The sequence below is a fragment of the Actinocrispum sp. NPDC049592 genome (assembly GCF_040675465.1).
Lineage (GTDB): Bacteria > Actinomycetota > Actinomycetes > Mycobacteriales > Pseudonocardiaceae > Kibdelosporangium.
In genome coordinates this window covers 81,526-99,111 of record NZ_JBFAPA010000029.1, presented here as the reverse complement: position 1 = coordinate 99,111, position 17,586 = coordinate 81,526, and the positions used below count along the sequence as shown (strand labels likewise).

The window sequence follows — 17,586 nt, the reverse complement described above, 5'->3', positions numbered from 1 at the left end:
ACAGTCACACACAACCGTCACCTCCCTCCTCACCCGGTGGGCACCAGTTCCCTGGTGGCACGGCGGGACACTGCCCTTCCGGCAGTGAGGCGAGAGTGCGGGCCATGTCGGACCGCAGGGCGCTCAGGCGTGCGACCTCGGCGTCCAGTTCGGCGATGTGCCGCCGGATCAGCTGTTCGGCGGGTTCACACGGGCAGACCCCGGTATCCCGGACCGCGAGCAGCTCGCCGATCTCCTTGAGCCGCAGCCCGAACCGCTGGCAGCCCTGGATGAACTGCAGCCGGTCGACGGTTTCCGGCGGGTAGACCCGGTATCCCGACGCCGTGCGCGGTGGTGGGGCGAGCAGCCCGGCACGCTCGTAGTAGCGGACCGTGTCCGGGCTGACCCCCACCTCGGCCGCGAGCTCGGCGACGCGAAGACCCGATGCAGATGTGACCGTCACATCGTCGACGGTAAACCTTGGAGCATGCTCCAAGGTCAAGCCTCACGACTTGCGCAGGGCCGCCAGTTGCTGCTCGAACGGCAGGACCGACGGCGGCACGACCGGGATGGGCTTGTTCGCCATCAACGCCGCCAGCTCGTCGGCCGCGCGGCCGATGCGGGAGGTGATGTCCTGCTCGGTGCCGCCCCAGTCGTCGGTCGCCACGTACACCGAGGTCGGCGCGACCACCATGCGCAGGTACACGAACATCGGGCGCAGTGCGTGCTCCAGCGCGAGCGAGTGCCGTCCGGTGCCGCCGGTCGCGGCGATCAGGACCGGCTTGCCGACCAGTGCGGTGTCCTCGATGACGTCGAAGAACGACTTGAACAGCCCGCTGTAGGAGGCGGTGAAGATCGGTGACACGGCGATCACGCCGTCGGCGGCGGTCACGGTGTCGATCGCGGCCCGCAGCTGCGCGCTGGGGAACCCGCTGACCATGTTCTTGGCGATGTCCACCGCCAGGTCGCGCAGCTCAACAAAATCGACACTGACCTCGGCACCGACGTCGTCGAGTTTCGCCACCGCCGCCGCGGTCAGGCGGTCGGCCAGCAACCGGGTGGACGACGGCCGGCTCAGTCCCGCTGAGATCACTGCAAGCTTCATGCCCGGCGCAACGACCGCCGGTTAGTCATTATTCCTTACTATCTGGGGCCGGCCCGGAAGTTGGCGCGGGCCAGGGTGTCCGCGTCGAGCACGACCTCGTCGATCGCCTCGATGACGTCCTGCTCGATCACGACCTCCGCCCAGTTGTCGGTGGCGCCGCAGGAAGCGCACGCCCAGGGCTGTAACAGGATCGTCGGCTCGCCGTCCTGCGGTGCACGCAGCAGTTCGTAGCCGTTGTCCAGCGCCCGTTGCGTCGTCACGGGCAGCTTGTCGCCGACGCCGAGGTACGCCAGGTTGGGGGTGTCCCGCAGCCTGGTGGTCATCTCGAGCATCTCGTCGGGCTGCGCTGTCCGGTTGCAATGTGCACAACGCAACGGGGCGACCAGATAGTCGAACCGATATCCCACGTCCCTTGATGGTGGGGCCATCGGCAGACGATAGCGTTGGACGCACGCGTCGGATAAGGGGCTTGGTGAGACTCGCGGACGATGGGGAGCTCGAACGTTCCTCTGTGGTCGCCAACCGGGCGATGAACCGGACACGCGGACTGTCCGGACGGGACGGTTACTCCGCCGTGCTCGGCGTCGACATCCTCGCGCTGGCCCCGGCCAGTTGGCTGGACCTGTGCTGTGGCAGCGGGAAAGCCCTGCTGGAGGCGGCGGGCGCGCTGGACACAGTGATCACTGGCGTGGACCTGGTCGGCTTCTTCGCGGGTCCCCTACCGGCCACAGTGGATCTCGTGGCGGCCTCGGTGACCGGCTGGCGCCCGGACCGCCGGTACGACTTGATCACGTGCGTGCACGGGCTGCACTACGTGGGCGACAAGCTCGGACTGCTCGCGGCGGCCGCATCCTGGCTCATGCCAAATGGACTGCTGATCGCGAACTTCGACGTGTCGTCCTTGCGCGATCAGGACGGCAGGCCACTGCGGGTCACGAAGGTGTTGCGCGAGGCGGGTTTCCAGTACGCGCGTCACCGGATCCGGCGCCAGGGCCCGGCGGAGGTCGCGTTCGGCGTTCTCGATCTGGGCGCGGACCCGAAAGCGGGCCTGAACTACACCGGCCAGCCCGCGGTGCACTCCTACTACAGCAGCCAGGGGTAGCGTTTTCCCAGCCGCCGCTGGCGAAGCACCACGCCGGGCACGAACAACGCGAGGCTGATCGAGATCCCGGTGATCGGGTCCGTGGTCGCGAAACTCCATGCCTGCACGTGGGTCGCGGCGAGGATGGCCGACACGCCGTAGGTCACCGTGGCCAGGCCGCCGATGATCAGCAGCACGCGTTCCATGATCCGTTCGCCCGCGCTGGCCGGCCGGGTGGCGCGATACCAGGACAACGCCCACACGCTCGACAACCCCAGCCTGCGCTTGCGCATCCGCGCGCCGATCAGGATGAACAGCAGGCCGAACCCGATGCCGAACGCGACATCCGCGCGCGGGTTCTTGGACACCGCGTCGGACACGGCGAAGCCGAGCAGCATGAAGCCGAACGCGATCAGCGCGCCCTCGCTCATCCGTCGCGCCGGGGTGTCCCAGAACTTCACCCGCACCGTCGGCGGTTCGTACGCCATGGGCGGTGGGGGCATTGCCGGTTGCGGCACCGGCATTGGTTGTGGCACCGGGCTTGGCATGCTGACCGGGAGTTGCTGGTGCGCGATGGACACCGAAGGGCGTTGCGGGGTCGACATCATGTCGCGGAACGGGCGCGTCGGGTCCATCGGGATCAGCGGGCCGTTCGACGGCGGCGGCAGCAACGAGATCATCACGTCGTAGACCTCGCGCGCGCTCGCCGGGCGCTCCCGCGGGTCCTTGGCCAGCAGCCTGGTCACCAGATGGCCCATCCGCGGGTCGACCTCGGGCCGGATCTCGTGCACCGGCATCGGGATCTCGGAGTAGTGCCGGTGCATGATCGCCAGCGCGGTGCTCGCCTCGAACACGTGCCTGCCGGTGATCAGCTCGTAGAGCACGCAGCCGAGCGAGTAGAGGTCGCTGCTGGGACTGGAAACACCGTGCATGGCCTGCTCGGGCGCCATGTACGCGGGCGTGCCGACCGCCTCGGAGGTGCGGGTGATCCGGGTCAGGTCGGCGTCCCTCAGTACCGCGATGCCGAAGTCCAGCACCTTGATCTCACCGGCGTGCGTGATCATCACGTTGCGCGGCTTGAGGTCCCGGTGCACCAGCCCGGCCTCGTGCGCGGCGCCCAGGATGGACGAGATCTGCGCGCCGATCGCGGCCACCCAGCCGAGCGGGACGGGTTCGTTCTCGGCGGAGAACTCGGCCAGGTCGGCCCCGCCGATCAGCTGCATGACCAGGTAGAGATCGTCCTGGTCGGTGCCGGTGTCGTAGACCGCCGGGACGCCGGGGTTCTCCAGTCGCGCGGTCAGCCGGGCCTCCCGGGCGAACCGGCTGATCAACGCCTCGACGTCGGACCCGGCCGGTAACGAGCTGGGCCGTAACAGCTTGACCGCGACGTCGCGGTCCAGGCGGGTGTCGCGGCCGAGCCAGACCTCGCCCATGCCGCCCCGGCCGAGCGGGCGGACCAGCTCGTACCGGCCGCCGACCACCCGGTCGACCATGTCGTCGCTCCTCTACCGCGGATGCCTCGGCGGCGCCACCAGCCCGTCAACCAGACCGTCCACTGTGGCCTGGACGACCTGGTTCGCCACCGCGCCGGCCTGGGCCAGCGCGGTAGAGAAGGTACCGAGAGCCGAGAACACCGCCGCATACCGGTACTGCTCGGCGAGCGGCATCCGCGGGATCTCGCAGCGCCGCACGTCCAGCCGGGCGGCCGCGGACAGGTGGGTGCTGGCCTGCCGGGAGTTGGCCGAGCCGGTCAGGAAACCGGCCAGGAACCAGGGATCGAGCACGTCACGGTTGGGGCGCAGCAGGCACAGGCCGCGGCCGAGGACGGCGCCGGCGTCGTTGATCACACGCGCGACCAGGCGGTGGCCGGCCGTTGGCAGGACGACGTCGCCTGGCTCCACCCGGACCGCGTCGCCGGCCAATTGGCGTGACATCCGGCGGGTGGGCGGCCGGTCGGCGAGGACGTCCGACAGATCGAGCACCGGCACGGCCTCCCCCGGCGACTCACCGGCGGGTGCGTCGGACTGTTTGAGGTGCAGCGCCCCAGTCTTGATCAACTCTGCCACGGTTGTCAGCACCCGGCGTTGTTGCGGCTGCCCGGTCCAGTCAAGGGTGGGCAACATCGGAACAAGCCCAGCAAGCCGTGAACTCAGTTCACGGTGCCCAGCGAGAAGTTTCTCGGCAGTGTCGGGGGCGGAGGAGACCGGCAGATTGCGCGCGGGGGTCAGGTCGACCTCCTCGCCCAGCAGCTCCAGGGCCGGAATGGAGCGCGCCACCCCCGGACGGCTGTCCACCACCTGGGCTTGGTCGAACGTTCGCCAGGCACCCACCACCAGGTCCGTCGCCTGATCCCACTCGCTCGCGGTCGCCTCGATGACCAGCAGGTTGTGCTCCGCGGCGGCGCCTGGTCTGCGCAACAGCCACAAGTGCACCGGCCCCGGCAACGCGATCACCGCCCGCAACGCACCCCGGCGCAACAACTCGGCCCGGATCCGCCGCCCCGACCTGCGGGAAGCCACCGACGGCGGCATCAGGATCGCGACCAACCCACCGGGCCGCACATGCGCGAGCGCGTGCTGCACCCACGCCAGCTCCGACTCCATCCGCGGCGGGATGCCGTACTCCCACCGTTCGTCGTGCAGGAGTTCCTCGTGCCCCCACTGCCGTTCGCCGACCGGCGGATCGCACACCACCACATCCACCTGCCGGCCGCGGAAACCGTCGTTGAGCAGGGAGTCCGCCGCAGTCAGCTCGACCTGCACGCCCCTCAGCGCGAGCCGGACCTCGGCCAGACCGGCGAGCCCGGGGTCGATCTCCTGGCCGAGGCACTGAGCACCTTGCCTGGCGACTCCGGCCAGCAGCGACCCCGCGCCACACGCCGGGTCGAGCACGACACCCTTCCGCACGTCGGCGAGCTGGGCGATCAGCCGCGCCGCCTCCACCGGGGTGACGGCCATCCACCGGGCGTTGGCCTGCGCGAACCGCTCCCAGAGGGCTTCGGCGGTCGCCAGGGCGCCGTGCTCCTTCGCGACGGCGGCGACCTCACGGACCAGTGCAGCAGGCAGCACGTCCTGGTCGCTGCCCAACCGCGAAGAACCCGGCCCCTGATCGCCGCCACGGCGCAGCGAACCTTGCTGCCGCCCAGCGCCCTGACCAGCAACCTGGCCCGACGGGCCTGGATCAGCGCCTGGCTGCGGAGTGGCCTGGCCGCCCGGGCCCTGGTCAGCGCCCGGGCGCAGCGAGCTCTGGGCGCCCCCCTGCCGGGAGGCGTCATGGCCGTGCCCACCTTGACCAGGGCTCTGCTGGAATGCGCCCTGGTCACCGGCCCGGCGAGGCACGCCTTCACCGGCAGCCCGCTCTGGCAGACCCTGATCCGCGCCCCGGCGCAGTGCCCCCTGGTCAGCCCCGTGACCAGCAGCTTGGCCGGAGGAGCCGGCACCGGCGCCTGGGCGCATCGAGCCCACGTCGCCGCCCGGTCGTGAGCCGCCGTGGCCGCCCTGGCCGGCGCCTTGCGGGAGGGCGCCCTGGTCGGTGGCTTGGCGGAGGAGGTAGCGGCCGATCGCCGCGAGGATGTCCGCGGGTTCCTGGTCGCCGCGGTGGGCCTCGACGAGTTGCCAGAGGCGTTCCCAAGGGGAGGAGGCCTGGAGTTTTCCCTGGTCACGGAGCCAGCGTTCGACCTCCGAGAGGGTGAACAGGGGGCTGTTGGGGGTGCCGCCGACGGGAGCGGGGAAGTCCTCGTAGCGCCGCCGCCAGTTGCTCACCGCGGCCCGGCCGACCCCGGCCAGCCGGGCGATGTCCGCCGCTGTGACGGCAGCCTCGTTCGACACTCCGCCCCCTTCCTTCCGTGTTCACACGCTTGGGCAGTGGAAACATACCCTATCGCAGAAATGCTTGTTGACAGAGTTCACACGCCCGTGGTCATATTTCGCCGCAACACCCAGGCGAGAGGTAGGGGCGATGTTCAAGGTTGCTTGTCTGCGGTTCGGGGTCCTCGGCCCGTTGGCCGTCACCACCGGCGAAGGCGCGCCGGTCTCGTTGCGCGGCAACAGGCTGCCCGCGTTGTTGAGCGAGTTGCTGTTCAACGCCAACCGGGCGGTGTCGATCGGCCGGCTGGTCGAGGTGCTGTGGGGCGACGAGCCGCCCAAGTCGTACGTGTCGAACCTGCACACCTACATCTCGCGGCTGCGGGAACGGCTGGACGGCGTCCCGATCGACCTGGTGCCCGGCGGGTACCGGATCGGCGTGGACACCGAGGAGCTGGACCTGCTGGTGTTCCGGGCCGAAGCGCAGGCCGGCCGCGAGACGGCCGACCCGGCGACCGCCGCCGCGCACTTCCGCCGCGCGCTGGACCAGTGGCGCGGCACCGACTTCCACCAGCCCCACCTCGAGCTGGAGGCGGTCCGCCTGGAGGCCGAACGGATCATGGTCGTCGAGGAATGGGTCGACGCCTCGCTCGCCGCGGGCCACGCCGCCGCGGTGATCGGCGAACTGGAGGCGTTCGTGCGGCTCTACCCATTACGCGAGCGGTTCGCCGCGCAGCTGATGGAGGCGCTGACCAGGTGCGGCCGCCGAGCGGAGGCATTGGCGGTCTACCAACGGACTCGCCGTGAACTCGTGGACCAGCTGGGCATCGAGCCCGGCCCGCAGCTGCGGGCGTTGCAGGCCCGGATCCTCGGATAACGGATCGACAACGCTGGCATAGTCGTGATCATGCGACTAGCGGGGGATTTCAACTACGAGACGCACGGACAGCACTACTCCACCATCCGCCGTCCCGACCCACGGATCGCCGCGTACCTCCACGCCGCTCTCGGCGACGCGAAGACCGTCATCAACGTTGGCGCGGGCGCCGGCAACTACGAACCCGAAGACCGTGACGTGACGGCGATCGAGCCGTCCGCGTCGATGCGTTCCCAACGCCCTTCCCGGCTCACTCCGGCGGTCGACGCCGTCGCAGGCGAACTTCCCTTCCCGGACAACAGTTTCGACGCCGCCATGGCGGTGCTTACCGTGCACCACTGGCCGGACGCCGACCAAGGCCTGCGCGAGATGCGCAGAGTCAGCCGTGGCCCGGTCATCGTGCTCACGTTCGACGGTGACCTGGTGAACCGGTTGTGGCTCAACGATTACACGCCCGAACTGTTCACCGCAGAGGCCCGTCGTTACCCGGCGATCTCGCACATCCAAGCTGTTCTCGGCGGGACGAGCACGGTCACGCCGGTGCCGATCCCGGTCGACTGCACGGATGGGTTCACTGAAGCCTTCTACGCGCGCCCGGCGATGTTCCTCGACCCCGCGGTGCGCGCGAGCCAGTCCGCGTGGGGGTTCGTCTCCCCCGCCGTGGTCGAACGTGGCATGGCGGATCTGCGACGGGACTTGGAAAACGGCGAATGGCACCGCAAGTACGGTGCCATCGCGAGCCAGTCCTCCTACGAGGGTGCGGTCAGGCTGGTTGCAGCTCTGCCGTAGCCGGTGCCGGGCGGTGCCGGTAGGCGTATGCGAATGCCAAGCCCAGCACCGCGATCAGCGCGCCCGTGACCGGAAGTGCCGTCGCACCGGCGTTGTCGAGCACCGCACCGCCGAGCGCGGACCCGGCGGCGACGCCGATGTAGATCGCCGATCCGTTCAGGCCCATCGCCACCGTCGGCACGTCCGGCGCGATCGTGAACAGGCGGTGCTGCTGGGGCACCATCAGCATGCCGCCGAACGCACCGACGGCGACCGCGATCACGATCGTGGTCAACAACGTCTGCGCTCCGGCGATGAGCAACGCCATGGTGATCGCCGTGCCCGCCAACGAAAGCATGCGGACTCGGTCGGTGCCGAACCTGTCCGTCCACCGGCCCGCGAAGTGGTTGCCGGCGACCTGGCCGACGCCGTAACCGACGAGCACCCAGGACAGGACCGCGCCGACCGCGGAGGGCGCGACCACCAACGGCAGATACGCGAACACCGTCAGCACGGCCATGAACCCGAGCGTTGTCACCAGCAGCACTTTTAGCACTGGCAGACGAGCTAGCACTGCTAGCCTCTCCCTCAGGCTGACCGGCGGGACGCGCACCGACGGCACGCTCAACATCATCAGCGCGACGAGCACGGACACCCCGGCGATCGCCCACATCACCGCGCGCCAGCCCAGTCCCTGCGCGGCGAACACGCCGATGGGCACGCCGAGCACGATGGACACGTTCATCCCGGTCATCACCGTTGACAACACCCGGCCCCGGCGTTCCGGCGTGGCCAGCGCCCCGGCGACCACGTAAGCGTTCGCCTGGAAGGCCGCCGCCCCCACAGCGGCCAGAATCCTTGAGATCAGCATCATCGTGTAGCCATCGGCGAGTGCCTGCCCGGCCATCCCCACAGTGAACAACCCCAGCCCCCAGGCCAGCAGCGTCCGGCGGTCCCAGTTCCCGGTCGCGGCGGCGATCACCGGCGAGGCGATCGCGTAGGTCAATGCGAAGGACGTGCTCAGCTGCCCGACCGCGGACTCGGTGACCCCCAGGTCATGCGCGATCAGGGGCAGCAGCCCGTTCAGCACGAACCCGTCCGTGCCCACGATGAACGTGCCCACGGCCAGGACGACAAGCACACTCGTCGACAACCGATCGTTTGATGGACGTCGAATCGTCATGCGGGCTATGATGGATGCATACTTCGACGCTTGTCAAATAGTCTAAGGATTGGAGACGCTGAGACCCGTGACCCGGTTCCTGCCGCAGCCCAGCGTGGGCGACATCGACATCGTGACCGTGCTGCACGCCCTCGCGGACCCGGTGCGGCTCGAGCTCATCCGGGATCTGAGCCGCAACACCGACCCCAAGACGTGCGCGGTCGACGCCTACGACATCGAGATCTCCGCGCCGACCCTGTCGCACCACTGGCGGGTGCTGCGCGAGGCCGGCCTGACCACCACGATGGTCGACGGCCGCAAGCGCTGGGTGGAGATCCGCCGCGACGACATCGAGTCGCGCTTTCCCGGTCTGCTGGGTGCGATCCTGACTCAGGACCCGGCTTCCGCGCCCGTGGAGCCCTGAACCATGCGGGCGTAACGGGTTCCGGCGGCCGGCAGCACGATCCCGGCGCCGAGGAACCCGGCCACCCGGACCAGACCGTCCAAGGCGGACAGGTGTCACGGTTGGGTCAATGGGGACCAGTGGGGGAACAGCGCGGCTTGGCCTGCGTGGTCGCCGTTGTCGTCCACGACGTTCCAGATGGTCGCGTCCTCGATCCAGAACCTTCGGCCGGACTTGGCGATCCGCACGCCGCGGTAGCCCGTCACGAAGTTGTCCGCCGCGACTTTGGCGAGCAGGGTCTGGCGGGCGGACTGGAGTTCGGTCTCCGCCGAAAGTCTTGAGGGCAGCTCGGTGAACTCGCTCCAGGTGTACTCGAAGCAGTGTTGCGCCGTTTTGTTGGCGTACACGAACAGCGGGTCCGGATCGGTGTTGTGCACCAGCAGTCCGAAGGGGGCCGTCCAGTACAGCCATTGCTCATCCAGCGGGCCCTTGGAAAATGGCTTACCGGCGAACTTCTCGTAGCTGCGGGCAACGAGATCGATGAGCACGCGTGTTCACTCCCCAGCGTGACTGATCCACTGTAGACAGTAACCGAACGTAGGTGGGCCGAGGCCGAATCGCAACCTGGGGACCAGTATCTGCGGCCCGCCCCGGCGCTCTTTCGGATATCGCGTCAGTCTGGCGAGTTCTCGCTGGGCGGCGCACAGGCCGGATCCAGTGAGGGAAACACATGGACACGATCTTGCTGCCGGGGCGCACCGCGCCGACCGGCATGGGCTGGCTGCCCGACCGTCCGGATGTTCGCGACCTGACGCACGAGTCGCCCGAGATCAAGGAGATCCTCGGCAAGTCCGGGTCGAAGGCGCTGCGCTCGCTCGCTGCCACGAGCGCCGCGGACACGGACAGCGGCGAGCTGCCCGCCACGACGGACCTGCGCGAGTGGTTCTCCCCGGTGGAGGACCAGGAGCAGATCGGCTCGTGCACCGCCAACGCCGCCTGCGGGATGGTCGAGTACTACCAGCGGCGCACGTTCGGCAAGTACATCGACATGTCCCGGCTGTTCGTCTACAAGGTCACCCGCCAGTACCTCGGGCTGACCGGCGACACCGGTGCGTACCTGCGCAGTGTCATGGGCGCGTTGGCACTGTTCGGCGCACCGCCGGAGAAGTACTGGCCGTACGAGACCGCCAAGTTCGAGGACGACCCGCCCGCGTTCGCCTTCGCGTTCGCGCAGAACTACCAGGCGCTGACCTACTTCCGGCTCGACCCGGCCGGGCAGAGCGGCGAGGACACGCTGACCGTGGTCAAGAGCCACCTCGCCTCGGGCATCCCGGCGATCTTCGGCTTCACCGTGTACGCCACCATCCGCAAGCCCAAGAAGGCCGGCGACATCCCGTACCCCGCCAAGAACGAGACCGTCCTGGGTGGACACGCGATTGTCGCGGTCGGCTACGACGACAACCGCACCGTCACCAACCCGTCCGACGGCAACACCCAGACGGGTGCGTTCCTGATCCGCAACTCGTGGGGCACCACGTGGGGCGAGGAGGGCTACGGCTGGCTGCCGTACGAGTACGTGCGCCAGGGCCTCGCCGAGGACTGGTGGGCGATGACATCCGCCGAATGGGTGGAGACCGCCGCGTTCGACGAGTGACACGCCAAGCCGAAAGGCCCGCTGCCGTGAGGTAGCGGGCCTTCGTCATTGACGGGCTCGGCCTCGCTGATTACGTTCTGAATCGTTCCATCTCTGAACAACGTTCACATACACAAACAGTGCTGGTCGTGGAGGTGGTGTATGTCCCTGCGCCGAGTTGTTCTGCCCCTGTTACTCCTGGCCACGCTGGTGGCCGTGCCTTCGTCCCCCGTCTCCGCCGCGCCCGAGGTGCGCCAGCTGTCGAGCCTGAACTCCGGCTGGCGGTTCCTGCGCAGCGACGCGGCCAACGCGCAGTCGCCGACCTTCAACGACTCGTCCTGGTCGGCGGTGAACGTCCCGCACACCTGGAACGCGCAGGACGGACAGGACGGCGGCAGCAACTACTACCGCGGAATCGGTTGGTACAGAAAGCATTTCACGCCCTCGACCACACTGGCGGGCAAGAAGCTGTGGCTGCAGTTCGACGGCGTCAACACGATCGCCGAGGTCTGGGTCAACGGCACCCGGCTGGGTGACCACCGCGGCGGGTTCGCCACGTTCCGGTTCGACGCGAGTGCGGCCCTCCGGCTCGGCCAGGACAACGTGGTGGCCGTGAAGGTCAACAACGCGTCGAACCCGGACATCGCGCCGCTCTCGGCGGACTTCACCTTCTTCGGCGGGATCTACCGCGATGTCACGCTCGTCGCGGTCGACCCGTTGTCCATCCGGATGGGCGACTTCGGCGGACCGGGTGTCTACTTGCGACAGAAGTCCGTCACGGCGTCCTCGGCCGGCGTCGACGTGACCACCAAGGCGTGGAACAACAACACGTCCGCGAAACAGGTCCAGGTCCGGACCACTGTCCGCGATGCCGCCGGAGCGGTCGTCACGTCAGCTAGCGCCGCTAGCCGAACTGTCAACGCTGCCACCGGCTTCGACACCGTGCAGAGCATCACCATCGGCTCACCCCATCGCTGGCAGGGCAAGGCGGATCCGTACCTCTACCAGGCCACGGTGGAGATCATCGACGCCTCGACCGGAACGGTCACCGACGCGGTCACCCAGCCGCTGGGACTCCGAGAATCCACTGTGGACCCAAGCAGCGGCTTCCTCCTCAACGGCCGGCACCTGAGCCTGCACGGCGTGAACGCGCACCAGGACCGGCTCAACCAGGGCTGGGCCGTCACGCCCGTGCAGCAGACGCAGGACTTCGACCTGATGGACGAGATGGGCGTGAACGCCCTGCGGACCGCGCACTACCAGCAGTCGCAGACCGTCTACTCGCTCGCCGACCAGCGCGGGTACGTCATCTGGGCGGAGATCCCGCTGGTCAACCAGGTCACCGACAGCGCCGCGTTCCGGGCCAACGCCCAGCAGCAGCTGTCCGAGCTGATCCGGCAGAACTACAACCACCCGTCGATCTTCTTCTGGGGCATCGGCAACGAACAGGCCTCGGACAACGCCGTCACCAACAGCATTCTGACCACTTTGGACAACCAGGTGGCCACCGAGGACCCGAGCCGGATGTCCACATACGCCACCAACAAGGGCGACACCGACGGTCTGGCCAGTCACACGGATGTCATCGGCTACAACAAGTACTACGGCTGGTACTCCAGCGGGACCGGGCCGGGTGCGTGGGCGGATCAGTTGCACGCCAAGGATCCCGGCCGCAAGATCGGCATCAGCGAGTACGGCGCCGGCGGCAGCGTCAACCAGCACCAGGAACCGCCCCAGCAACCCGTGACCACATCGAAGTTCCATCCTGAGGAGTACGAGAGCCTGCTGCACGAGAACCACTGGAAGCAGATCTCGACGCGGCCGTACCTGTGGGGCACGTTCGTGTGGAACATGTTCGACTTCGCGGTGGACAGCCGGTCCGAGGGCGACACCAACGGCCGCAACGACAAGGGCCTGGTGACCTACGACCGCAACACCCGCAAGGACGCGTTCTACTGGTACAAGGCGAACTGGACCAACACGTCCTTCGCGTACATCACCAGTCGCAGGTGGACCCAGCGGACCGCGGCCGCCACAACGGTGAAGGTCTACGGCACAGCCGACTCGATCTCGTTGTCGCTCAACGGGACCACGATCTCGACGAAGACCTCGGCCGACCACATCTACACGTGGCCGGTCACCTTGTCCCCCGGCCAGAACGTGGTCAAGGTGACCGGGACACGCGGCGGTCAGACGTTCACCGACACGGTCACGTGGACGCTCGCCTGACGATCGCCACGTTGGTCGTGCGGCTGAGCTGCTCGTAGGGGGCACGGTGGTCGTCGCTGAAGAACACCGCCAGCGGCGTCCACACCCCTACGACGAACACGGAAAGCAGCATGCCGGCCGGGATCAGCAGCCGGGACGGGTGATCACTGACGTCCCAGATGTCGACCGACAAAGCCAGCCACAGCAACCAGGCCGGCGACAGCAGGATCCCGTAGCGCACCAGCAGCGCCAGCGGTCCGGCCCGCCGGCCGTTGGTTCGCTCCACCCGCAACAACATCGCTCGTTTGCCCAATGTGGACCCACTGAGCAGGGGCGCGAGCACGAACCACACCACGGCCGCCAGGATGATCGGAATCTCCTGCCCGGTGGTCGGTTTGCCGAACAGCGTGAGCAGGCCGAGCCAGAACGCGACCAGCGTGGCGAACCCGAGGATGTCGGTGAACAGCGCGAACAACCGCCGGGTGATGGTGACCTTGTCCGCGTACCGCTTGACGTCGTGGGCCGGTTCGAGCGGCGGCAGGATCCGGCTCAGCGGGCCGCCGATCGCGGCGCCGAGGAAGGCCCCAGCGGTGTTGAGGATCAGATCGTCCACACTGAACAACCGGTACGCGCACGGGTAGACGAACCAGAGCCCGGTCAGCTGGGTGAGCTCGAAGAACAGCGACACCCCGAACCCGACCAGCACCGCGGGCAGGAACCTCATCTTCACCAGATAGCGCAGGTAGATGCCCAGCGGCACAAGCAGAACGACGTTCAGCGCGGTCGACCACAGTGGCGCGTTGCGCATGATCGCGCCGAGGTCCCAGTGCCCGCGGGCGCGTTGCTGGATGACCTCGACGAAGTAGAACGGCCGCAGCTGCGGGGTGCTCGCGTAGGACTGCGTCGCGCAGTACGCCCCGCCGTCCCGCGGCAACGGGATGATCGTCTGCAGCAACGCGGCCAGCAGGTAAAACAGGAACGAGTAGAACATCACCGACGTCCACCCGCCCGCGCGGCCCCGCCGCCGGTAGCTGACCACCGCCGCCGGCACCATCACAACCAGGACCACCAGCGGGAACACCCACAGCGCCGTCGTCACCGGCAACAAGAACGTCGCGACCACGAGCGAACTTATACCCCGTCGGGCACGTCCCTAAGCGACCGGTCCACCGGGTACGCCAACCGGCCCATCGCCGCGCCGCCCGATCGCCGCACTGTCCTTCATGGACACCCCAGCCGCCACGTCCAACGCCCGGATCCCAAGGCACTTCCCGGGATCAGCAGCTCAGCCGGATCCCGCGCGACGCTCATGAGCCGATCACTTCCGGATGCGGTCCGAACCAAGCCGCGCCACCAGCGGCGACAGGACCGCCTCGCAGGAGGTGTGGCCGATGTCGCGGCACAGGTCAAGGGCGTCGGCCGCGGCGACGGCGGCGAGGCCATCCTGGCCGGAGCGGGAGTAGATCAACGCCAACGCGGTGACCGCCGCCAGTTCTGGCAGGCGATATCCGCTTTGGCGCGCCACGATCCCGGCCCGGGAGGCGTTCTCGATCGCGGTGTCGAACTCGCCCAGCTCGGCGTTCAGCCGCGCCCGGGCGGTCAGGCCGTACGCCAGGTGCCAGCGGAGGCTGCCGCGGTCGACGATCGCGTCGGCCAGGTCGAGGTGTTCCGCGGCCGCCCCGAGCCGGCCCAGCCCGATCTCGGCGTCGGCCTGGGCGATCAGCGCCGCGCTCTCGGACAACTGGTCGCGCTCGGACCGCGACAGCTCTACCGCACGCACCGCCTCGACGTACGCGCCCGCGAAATCGCCTGTCTCCCAACGCAACCGGCTCATCCAGGTGAACGTGGTGGCCACGTCGTGCATGCCGAGCTCCTGGAACACCGCCCGTGCCTGCGACATGAACTCCTCGGACTCGGTGAACTGACCGCGGTCCAACAGGATCGCGCCGAGGTCACGCAGATCCCGTGCCATCGCAAGGCGCAGCCCATGGCGGCGGCTAATGTCCAGTGCCTGCCTGCTGGTGTCCTCGGCCAGCCGCAACCGGCCCAGGTGGTGGTACTGCTCGGCCAGGGCGTGCAGTGTCCGGTTCTCCCCCACCACCGAGCCCAGCTCGGCGAACAACGCGGCCGCCTTCTGGTTGTGGCTGATGGACTCCGGCAGCCGGCCGGTCCACTCCAGCGCGAAGCTCAGGCCGGCCAGCGAGGCCGCCTCGCACTCCGGCCAGCCGCACTCGCGGGCCATCGCGGCCGACCGGTTCAGCTGCTCGATCGCGCGTTCCCGTTGGCCCGAACGGAAAAGCGGCTCGCCGATGCTGTTGAGCAGCATGGCCTGGACCTCCGGCTCGCCATGCCTGCGCGCGGAGGAGAGGATCGGCGCCGCCAGCTCGATCCACTCGCCGCGCCGCCCGTTGCGCTGGTAGACCACGCGCAGGTCGTCGGCGAGCCACCAGGCCTGCGGGAACGGCCCGCGCGCGGCGGCCTCCAGCATCGCGGCGGCGAGGTTCGGCAGGTCGGCTACCTCGGCCGCCTCGTAGCCGGACGGGCCGACCGGGTTGCCGGGCAGGCGCAGGATGTCCGGTTCGAACAGCTGGCTGGCCGCGCTGGTGATGCCCGCGTAGTAGTCGAGCAGCCGGCCGCGGGCCCGCTCGCGATCCGGGTCCAGCCGGACCTCGCGACCGGCGAACAACCGCACCAGGTCATGGAAACGGTAGCGGTCCGTCGTGTGCTGCTCGACCAAGTGCGCCGCTGACAACGCTTTCAGCTCACGAGCGGTGTCCTCCAGCGGCAGCCCGGACACCGCGGCCGCCGCCGCGGCGGTGAAGTCCGGGCCGGGGATCAGCCCCAGCATCCGGAAAAGCTGCTGGCTGCGGGTTTTCAGCGCGCGGTAGGACGCGGTGAACGCGACCGTCACCGGGCTGTCGTCACCGTCGAGGGACAGACCCGCGAGGCGGTCGCCCTTGGCCAGTTCCGCGACCACGGCGGCGATCCCGCCGCCGGGCACGGTGGCCACGTTCGCTGCGGCGATCCGCAACGCCAGCGGCAGCCCGCCGCAGAGCTGCGCCAGCTCAACGGATGCGGCAACCTCGGCGGTCACCATGCCGGTGCCCAGCACCCCGGCCAGCAGGGCACGAGACTCCACTTCGGACATCTCGCTCACCGCGACCTGGTGCGCGCCCATCTCCGCGACCAGCCCGCCGAGCCGGTTGCGGCTGGTCACCAGCGCGACCCCGGCCGGCGGCAGCAGCGGGCGAACCTGCTCGGCGTCGCGCGCGTTGTCCAGCACCACAAGGACTTCGCGGTCGGCGAGCAGGGACCGGTACAGACCTGTCTGCTGGTCCAGGCCATCCGGCACGCGGCCGGGCGCCACGCCGAGCGAGTGCAGCAGCTGGGCCATGGCCGCGATCGGGGTCAACGGCTCGTGGTCGGGGTCGAACCCGCGCAGGTTGACGTAGAGCTGGCCGTCCGGGAACCGCTCGCGCCGGGTGTGCGCCCAGTGCACCGCCAGCGCCGTCTTGCCGATCCCCGCGGTCCCGCTGATCAGGCAGATCGCATCGGTGGCGGCCGCGGAATCGAGCCGTCTCAGCTCGGCGTCGCGGCCGGTGAAACCCCGGATGTCCCGCGGCAATTCGGCGGGCCTGGCGTGCGGAATCCCGGCGGCGGGCTGTTCCTCGACGGGATCAAGGACTTGCTGGTGAATTTCCCGCAATGCCTGGCCCGGTTCGATTCCCAGCTCCTCGACCAGGCGGTGATGCGTTTCGAGGTAAACACTGAGCGCTTCCGAGCGCCGCTGGGAACGATGCAGCGCGAGCATCAGCTGGGCCTGCAGGCGTTCGCGCAGCGGGTTGTCCGCGGCCGCCTTGCGCAGCTCGGCGACGACCTGGACGTGCCGTCCGGCGGCCAGCTCAGCGTCGAACAGCTCCTCCAGCGCGATCAGCCTGCGCTCCTCCAGGGCCGAACCCTCGCGCTCGACCAGCGGGGCGCTCACCCCGCCCAGCGCCGGACCGGCCCACAGCGCCAGCGCGTCCCGCAGCCGGCTCGCCGCCTCGGCCGCCCGGCCCTCGCGGGCGTCCACCCTGGCCTCGGCCACGGCCTGGTCGAACATGTCCAGGTCCAGCTCGCCCGGCTCGACCCGGATGCGGTAGCCGGCGCGGACCCGGTCGATCACGTCCCGGCCCAGCAGCGCGCGCAGCTCGTGCACGTAGACCCGGACCCGGCCGAGCACCGACCGCGGCGTGTTCTCCCCCCACACGAGCGTGAACAGCTGCTCCTCGGAGACCATCCGGTTGGCGTTGAGCAGCAGCGCGGCCAGCACGGCCCGCTGCTTGGGCGCGCCCAGCCCGGTCCTGCCGCGCACCGAGACCGGCCCCAGGATCCGGTAACGTGCCTGGTCGCGCGCGTCGCCCATCGAATCCCCCCGATTCGTCGCGATGACCTCGTGAAAAACGCCCACTGCACGAACAGAATTCCACGTCCGTACGGCCTGGCCAACGCGTTCAAGGTCACGCGCGTTGCCGGTCGAACAACCGTCGTGACAGACGTCACAAATTGATCTGCTGGCCCGTTCAAC

15 protein-coding genes are annotated in these 17,586 nt (G+C 69.0%); 6 read left to right on the top strand and 9 right to left on the bottom strand.

The window, feature by feature from the left end:
* Nucleotides 1-4: 4 nt before the first annotated feature.
* Genes AB0J95_RS48745 through AB0J95_RS48735 form a run of 3 tightly spaced genes read right to left on the bottom strand, consistent with a single transcriptional unit; the run spans nt 5 to nt 1,512 of the window.
* Entirely contained in the window at nt 5-442 is a 438-nt protein-coding gene (locus AB0J95_RS48745) for a heavy metal-responsive transcriptional regulator (RefSeq protein WP_364773355.1), read from the bottom strand.
* A gap of 42 nt (nt 443-484) precedes the next feature.
* Nucleotides 485-1,084 (bottom strand): FMN reductase, encoded by a 600-nt coding sequence (locus AB0J95_RS48740; RefSeq protein WP_364773354.1) that lies wholly within the window; start codon nt 1,082-1,084, stop codon nt 485-487.
* A 38-nt stretch (nt 1,085-1,122) separates the two neighbouring features.
* On the bottom strand, nt 1,123-1,512 hold the full coding sequence (locus AB0J95_RS48735; protein ID WP_364773352.1) for a hypothetical protein: 390 nt from the start codon (nt 1,510-1,512) through the stop codon (nt 1,123-1,125).
* A gap of 44 nt (nt 1,513-1,556) precedes the next feature.
* Here AB0J95_RS48735 and AB0J95_RS48730 point away from each other — a divergent pair, with 44 nt between their 5' ends.
* Entirely contained in the window at nt 1,557-2,186 is a 630-nt protein-coding gene (locus AB0J95_RS48730) for a methyltransferase domain-containing protein (protein ID WP_364773351.1), read from the top strand.
* On the opposite strand, the gene AB0J95_RS48725 is transcribed toward AB0J95_RS48730, so the two are convergent.
* Nucleotides 2,168-3,658, bottom strand: coding sequence for a serine/threonine-protein kinase (locus tag AB0J95_RS48725; RefSeq protein ID WP_364773350.1), 1,491 nt, complete (start codon nt 3,656-3,658; stop codon nt 2,168-2,170). The two genes, AB0J95_RS48730 and AB0J95_RS48725, sit on opposite strands and share 19 nt — an antisense overlap.
* Nucleotides 3,659-3,670: 12 nt before the next feature.
* Entirely contained in the window at nt 3,671-5,992 is a 2,322-nt protein-coding gene (locus AB0J95_RS48720) for an N-6 DNA methylase (RefSeq protein WP_364773349.1), read from the bottom strand.
* 130 nt (nt 5,993-6,122) lie between these two features.
* Here AB0J95_RS48720 and AB0J95_RS48715 point away from each other — a divergent pair, with 130 nt between their 5' ends.
* On the top strand, nt 6,123-6,845 hold the full coding sequence (locus AB0J95_RS48715) for an AfsR/SARP family transcriptional regulator (RefSeq protein WP_364773348.1): 723 nt from the start codon (nt 6,123-6,125) through the stop codon (nt 6,843-6,845).
* Between the two features lie 30 nt (nt 6,846-6,875).
* Nucleotides 6,876-7,634 carry a class I SAM-dependent methyltransferase gene (locus tag AB0J95_RS48710; RefSeq protein ID WP_364773346.1) on the top strand — a complete coding sequence of 253 codons (759 nt, stop codon included), beginning with the start codon at nt 6,876-6,878 and terminating at the stop codon, nt 7,632-7,634.
* Here AB0J95_RS48710 and AB0J95_RS48705 read toward each other — a convergent pair.
* A complete protein-coding gene (locus AB0J95_RS48705; protein ID WP_364773345.1) occupies nt 7,609-8,796 on the bottom strand; it encodes an MFS transporter in 1,188 nt (395 codons plus the stop codon). The genes AB0J95_RS48710 and AB0J95_RS48705 overlap by 26 nt on opposite strands.
* 67 nt (nt 8,797-8,863) lie before the next feature.
* On the opposite strand from AB0J95_RS48705, the gene AB0J95_RS48700 reads away from it, so the two are divergent.
* Nucleotides 8,864-9,199, top strand: a complete 336-nt coding sequence (locus AB0J95_RS48700; RefSeq protein WP_364773343.1) for a helix-turn-helix domain-containing protein — start codon at nt 8,864-8,866, stop codon at nt 9,197-9,199.
* Between the two features lie 95 nt (nt 9,200-9,294).
* Here AB0J95_RS48700 and AB0J95_RS48695 read toward each other — a convergent pair whose 3' ends face one another.
* A complete protein-coding gene (locus AB0J95_RS48695; RefSeq protein ID WP_364773341.1) occupies nt 9,295-9,726 on the bottom strand; it encodes an MEKHLA domain-containing protein in 432 nt (143 codons plus the stop codon).
* 182 nt (nt 9,727-9,908) lie between these two features.
* Here AB0J95_RS48695 and AB0J95_RS48690 point away from each other — a divergent pair, with 182 nt between their 5' ends.
* A complete protein-coding gene (locus AB0J95_RS48690; RefSeq protein ID WP_364773339.1) occupies nt 9,909-10,832 on the top strand; it encodes a C1 family peptidase in 924 nt (307 codons plus the stop codon).
* Between the two features lie 141 nt (nt 10,833-10,973).
* A complete protein-coding gene (locus AB0J95_RS48685) occupies nt 10,974-13,040 on the top strand; it encodes a glycoside hydrolase family 2 TIM barrel-domain containing protein (protein WP_364773337.1) in 2,067 nt (688 codons plus the stop codon).
* Here the strand turns inward: AB0J95_RS48685 and AB0J95_RS48680 are convergent.
* Entirely contained in the window at nt 13,021-14,142 is a 1,122-nt protein-coding gene (locus AB0J95_RS48680) for a VanZ family protein (protein ID WP_364773336.1), read from the bottom strand. The two genes, AB0J95_RS48685 and AB0J95_RS48680, sit on opposite strands and share 20 nt — an antisense overlap.
* A gap of 195 nt (nt 14,143-14,337) precedes the next feature.
* Nucleotides 14,338-17,424 (bottom strand): BTAD domain-containing putative transcriptional regulator, encoded by a 3,087-nt coding sequence (locus AB0J95_RS48675; RefSeq protein WP_364773335.1) that lies wholly within the window; start codon nt 17,422-17,424, stop codon nt 14,338-14,340.
* Nucleotides 17,425-17,586 lie beyond the last annotated feature (162 nt).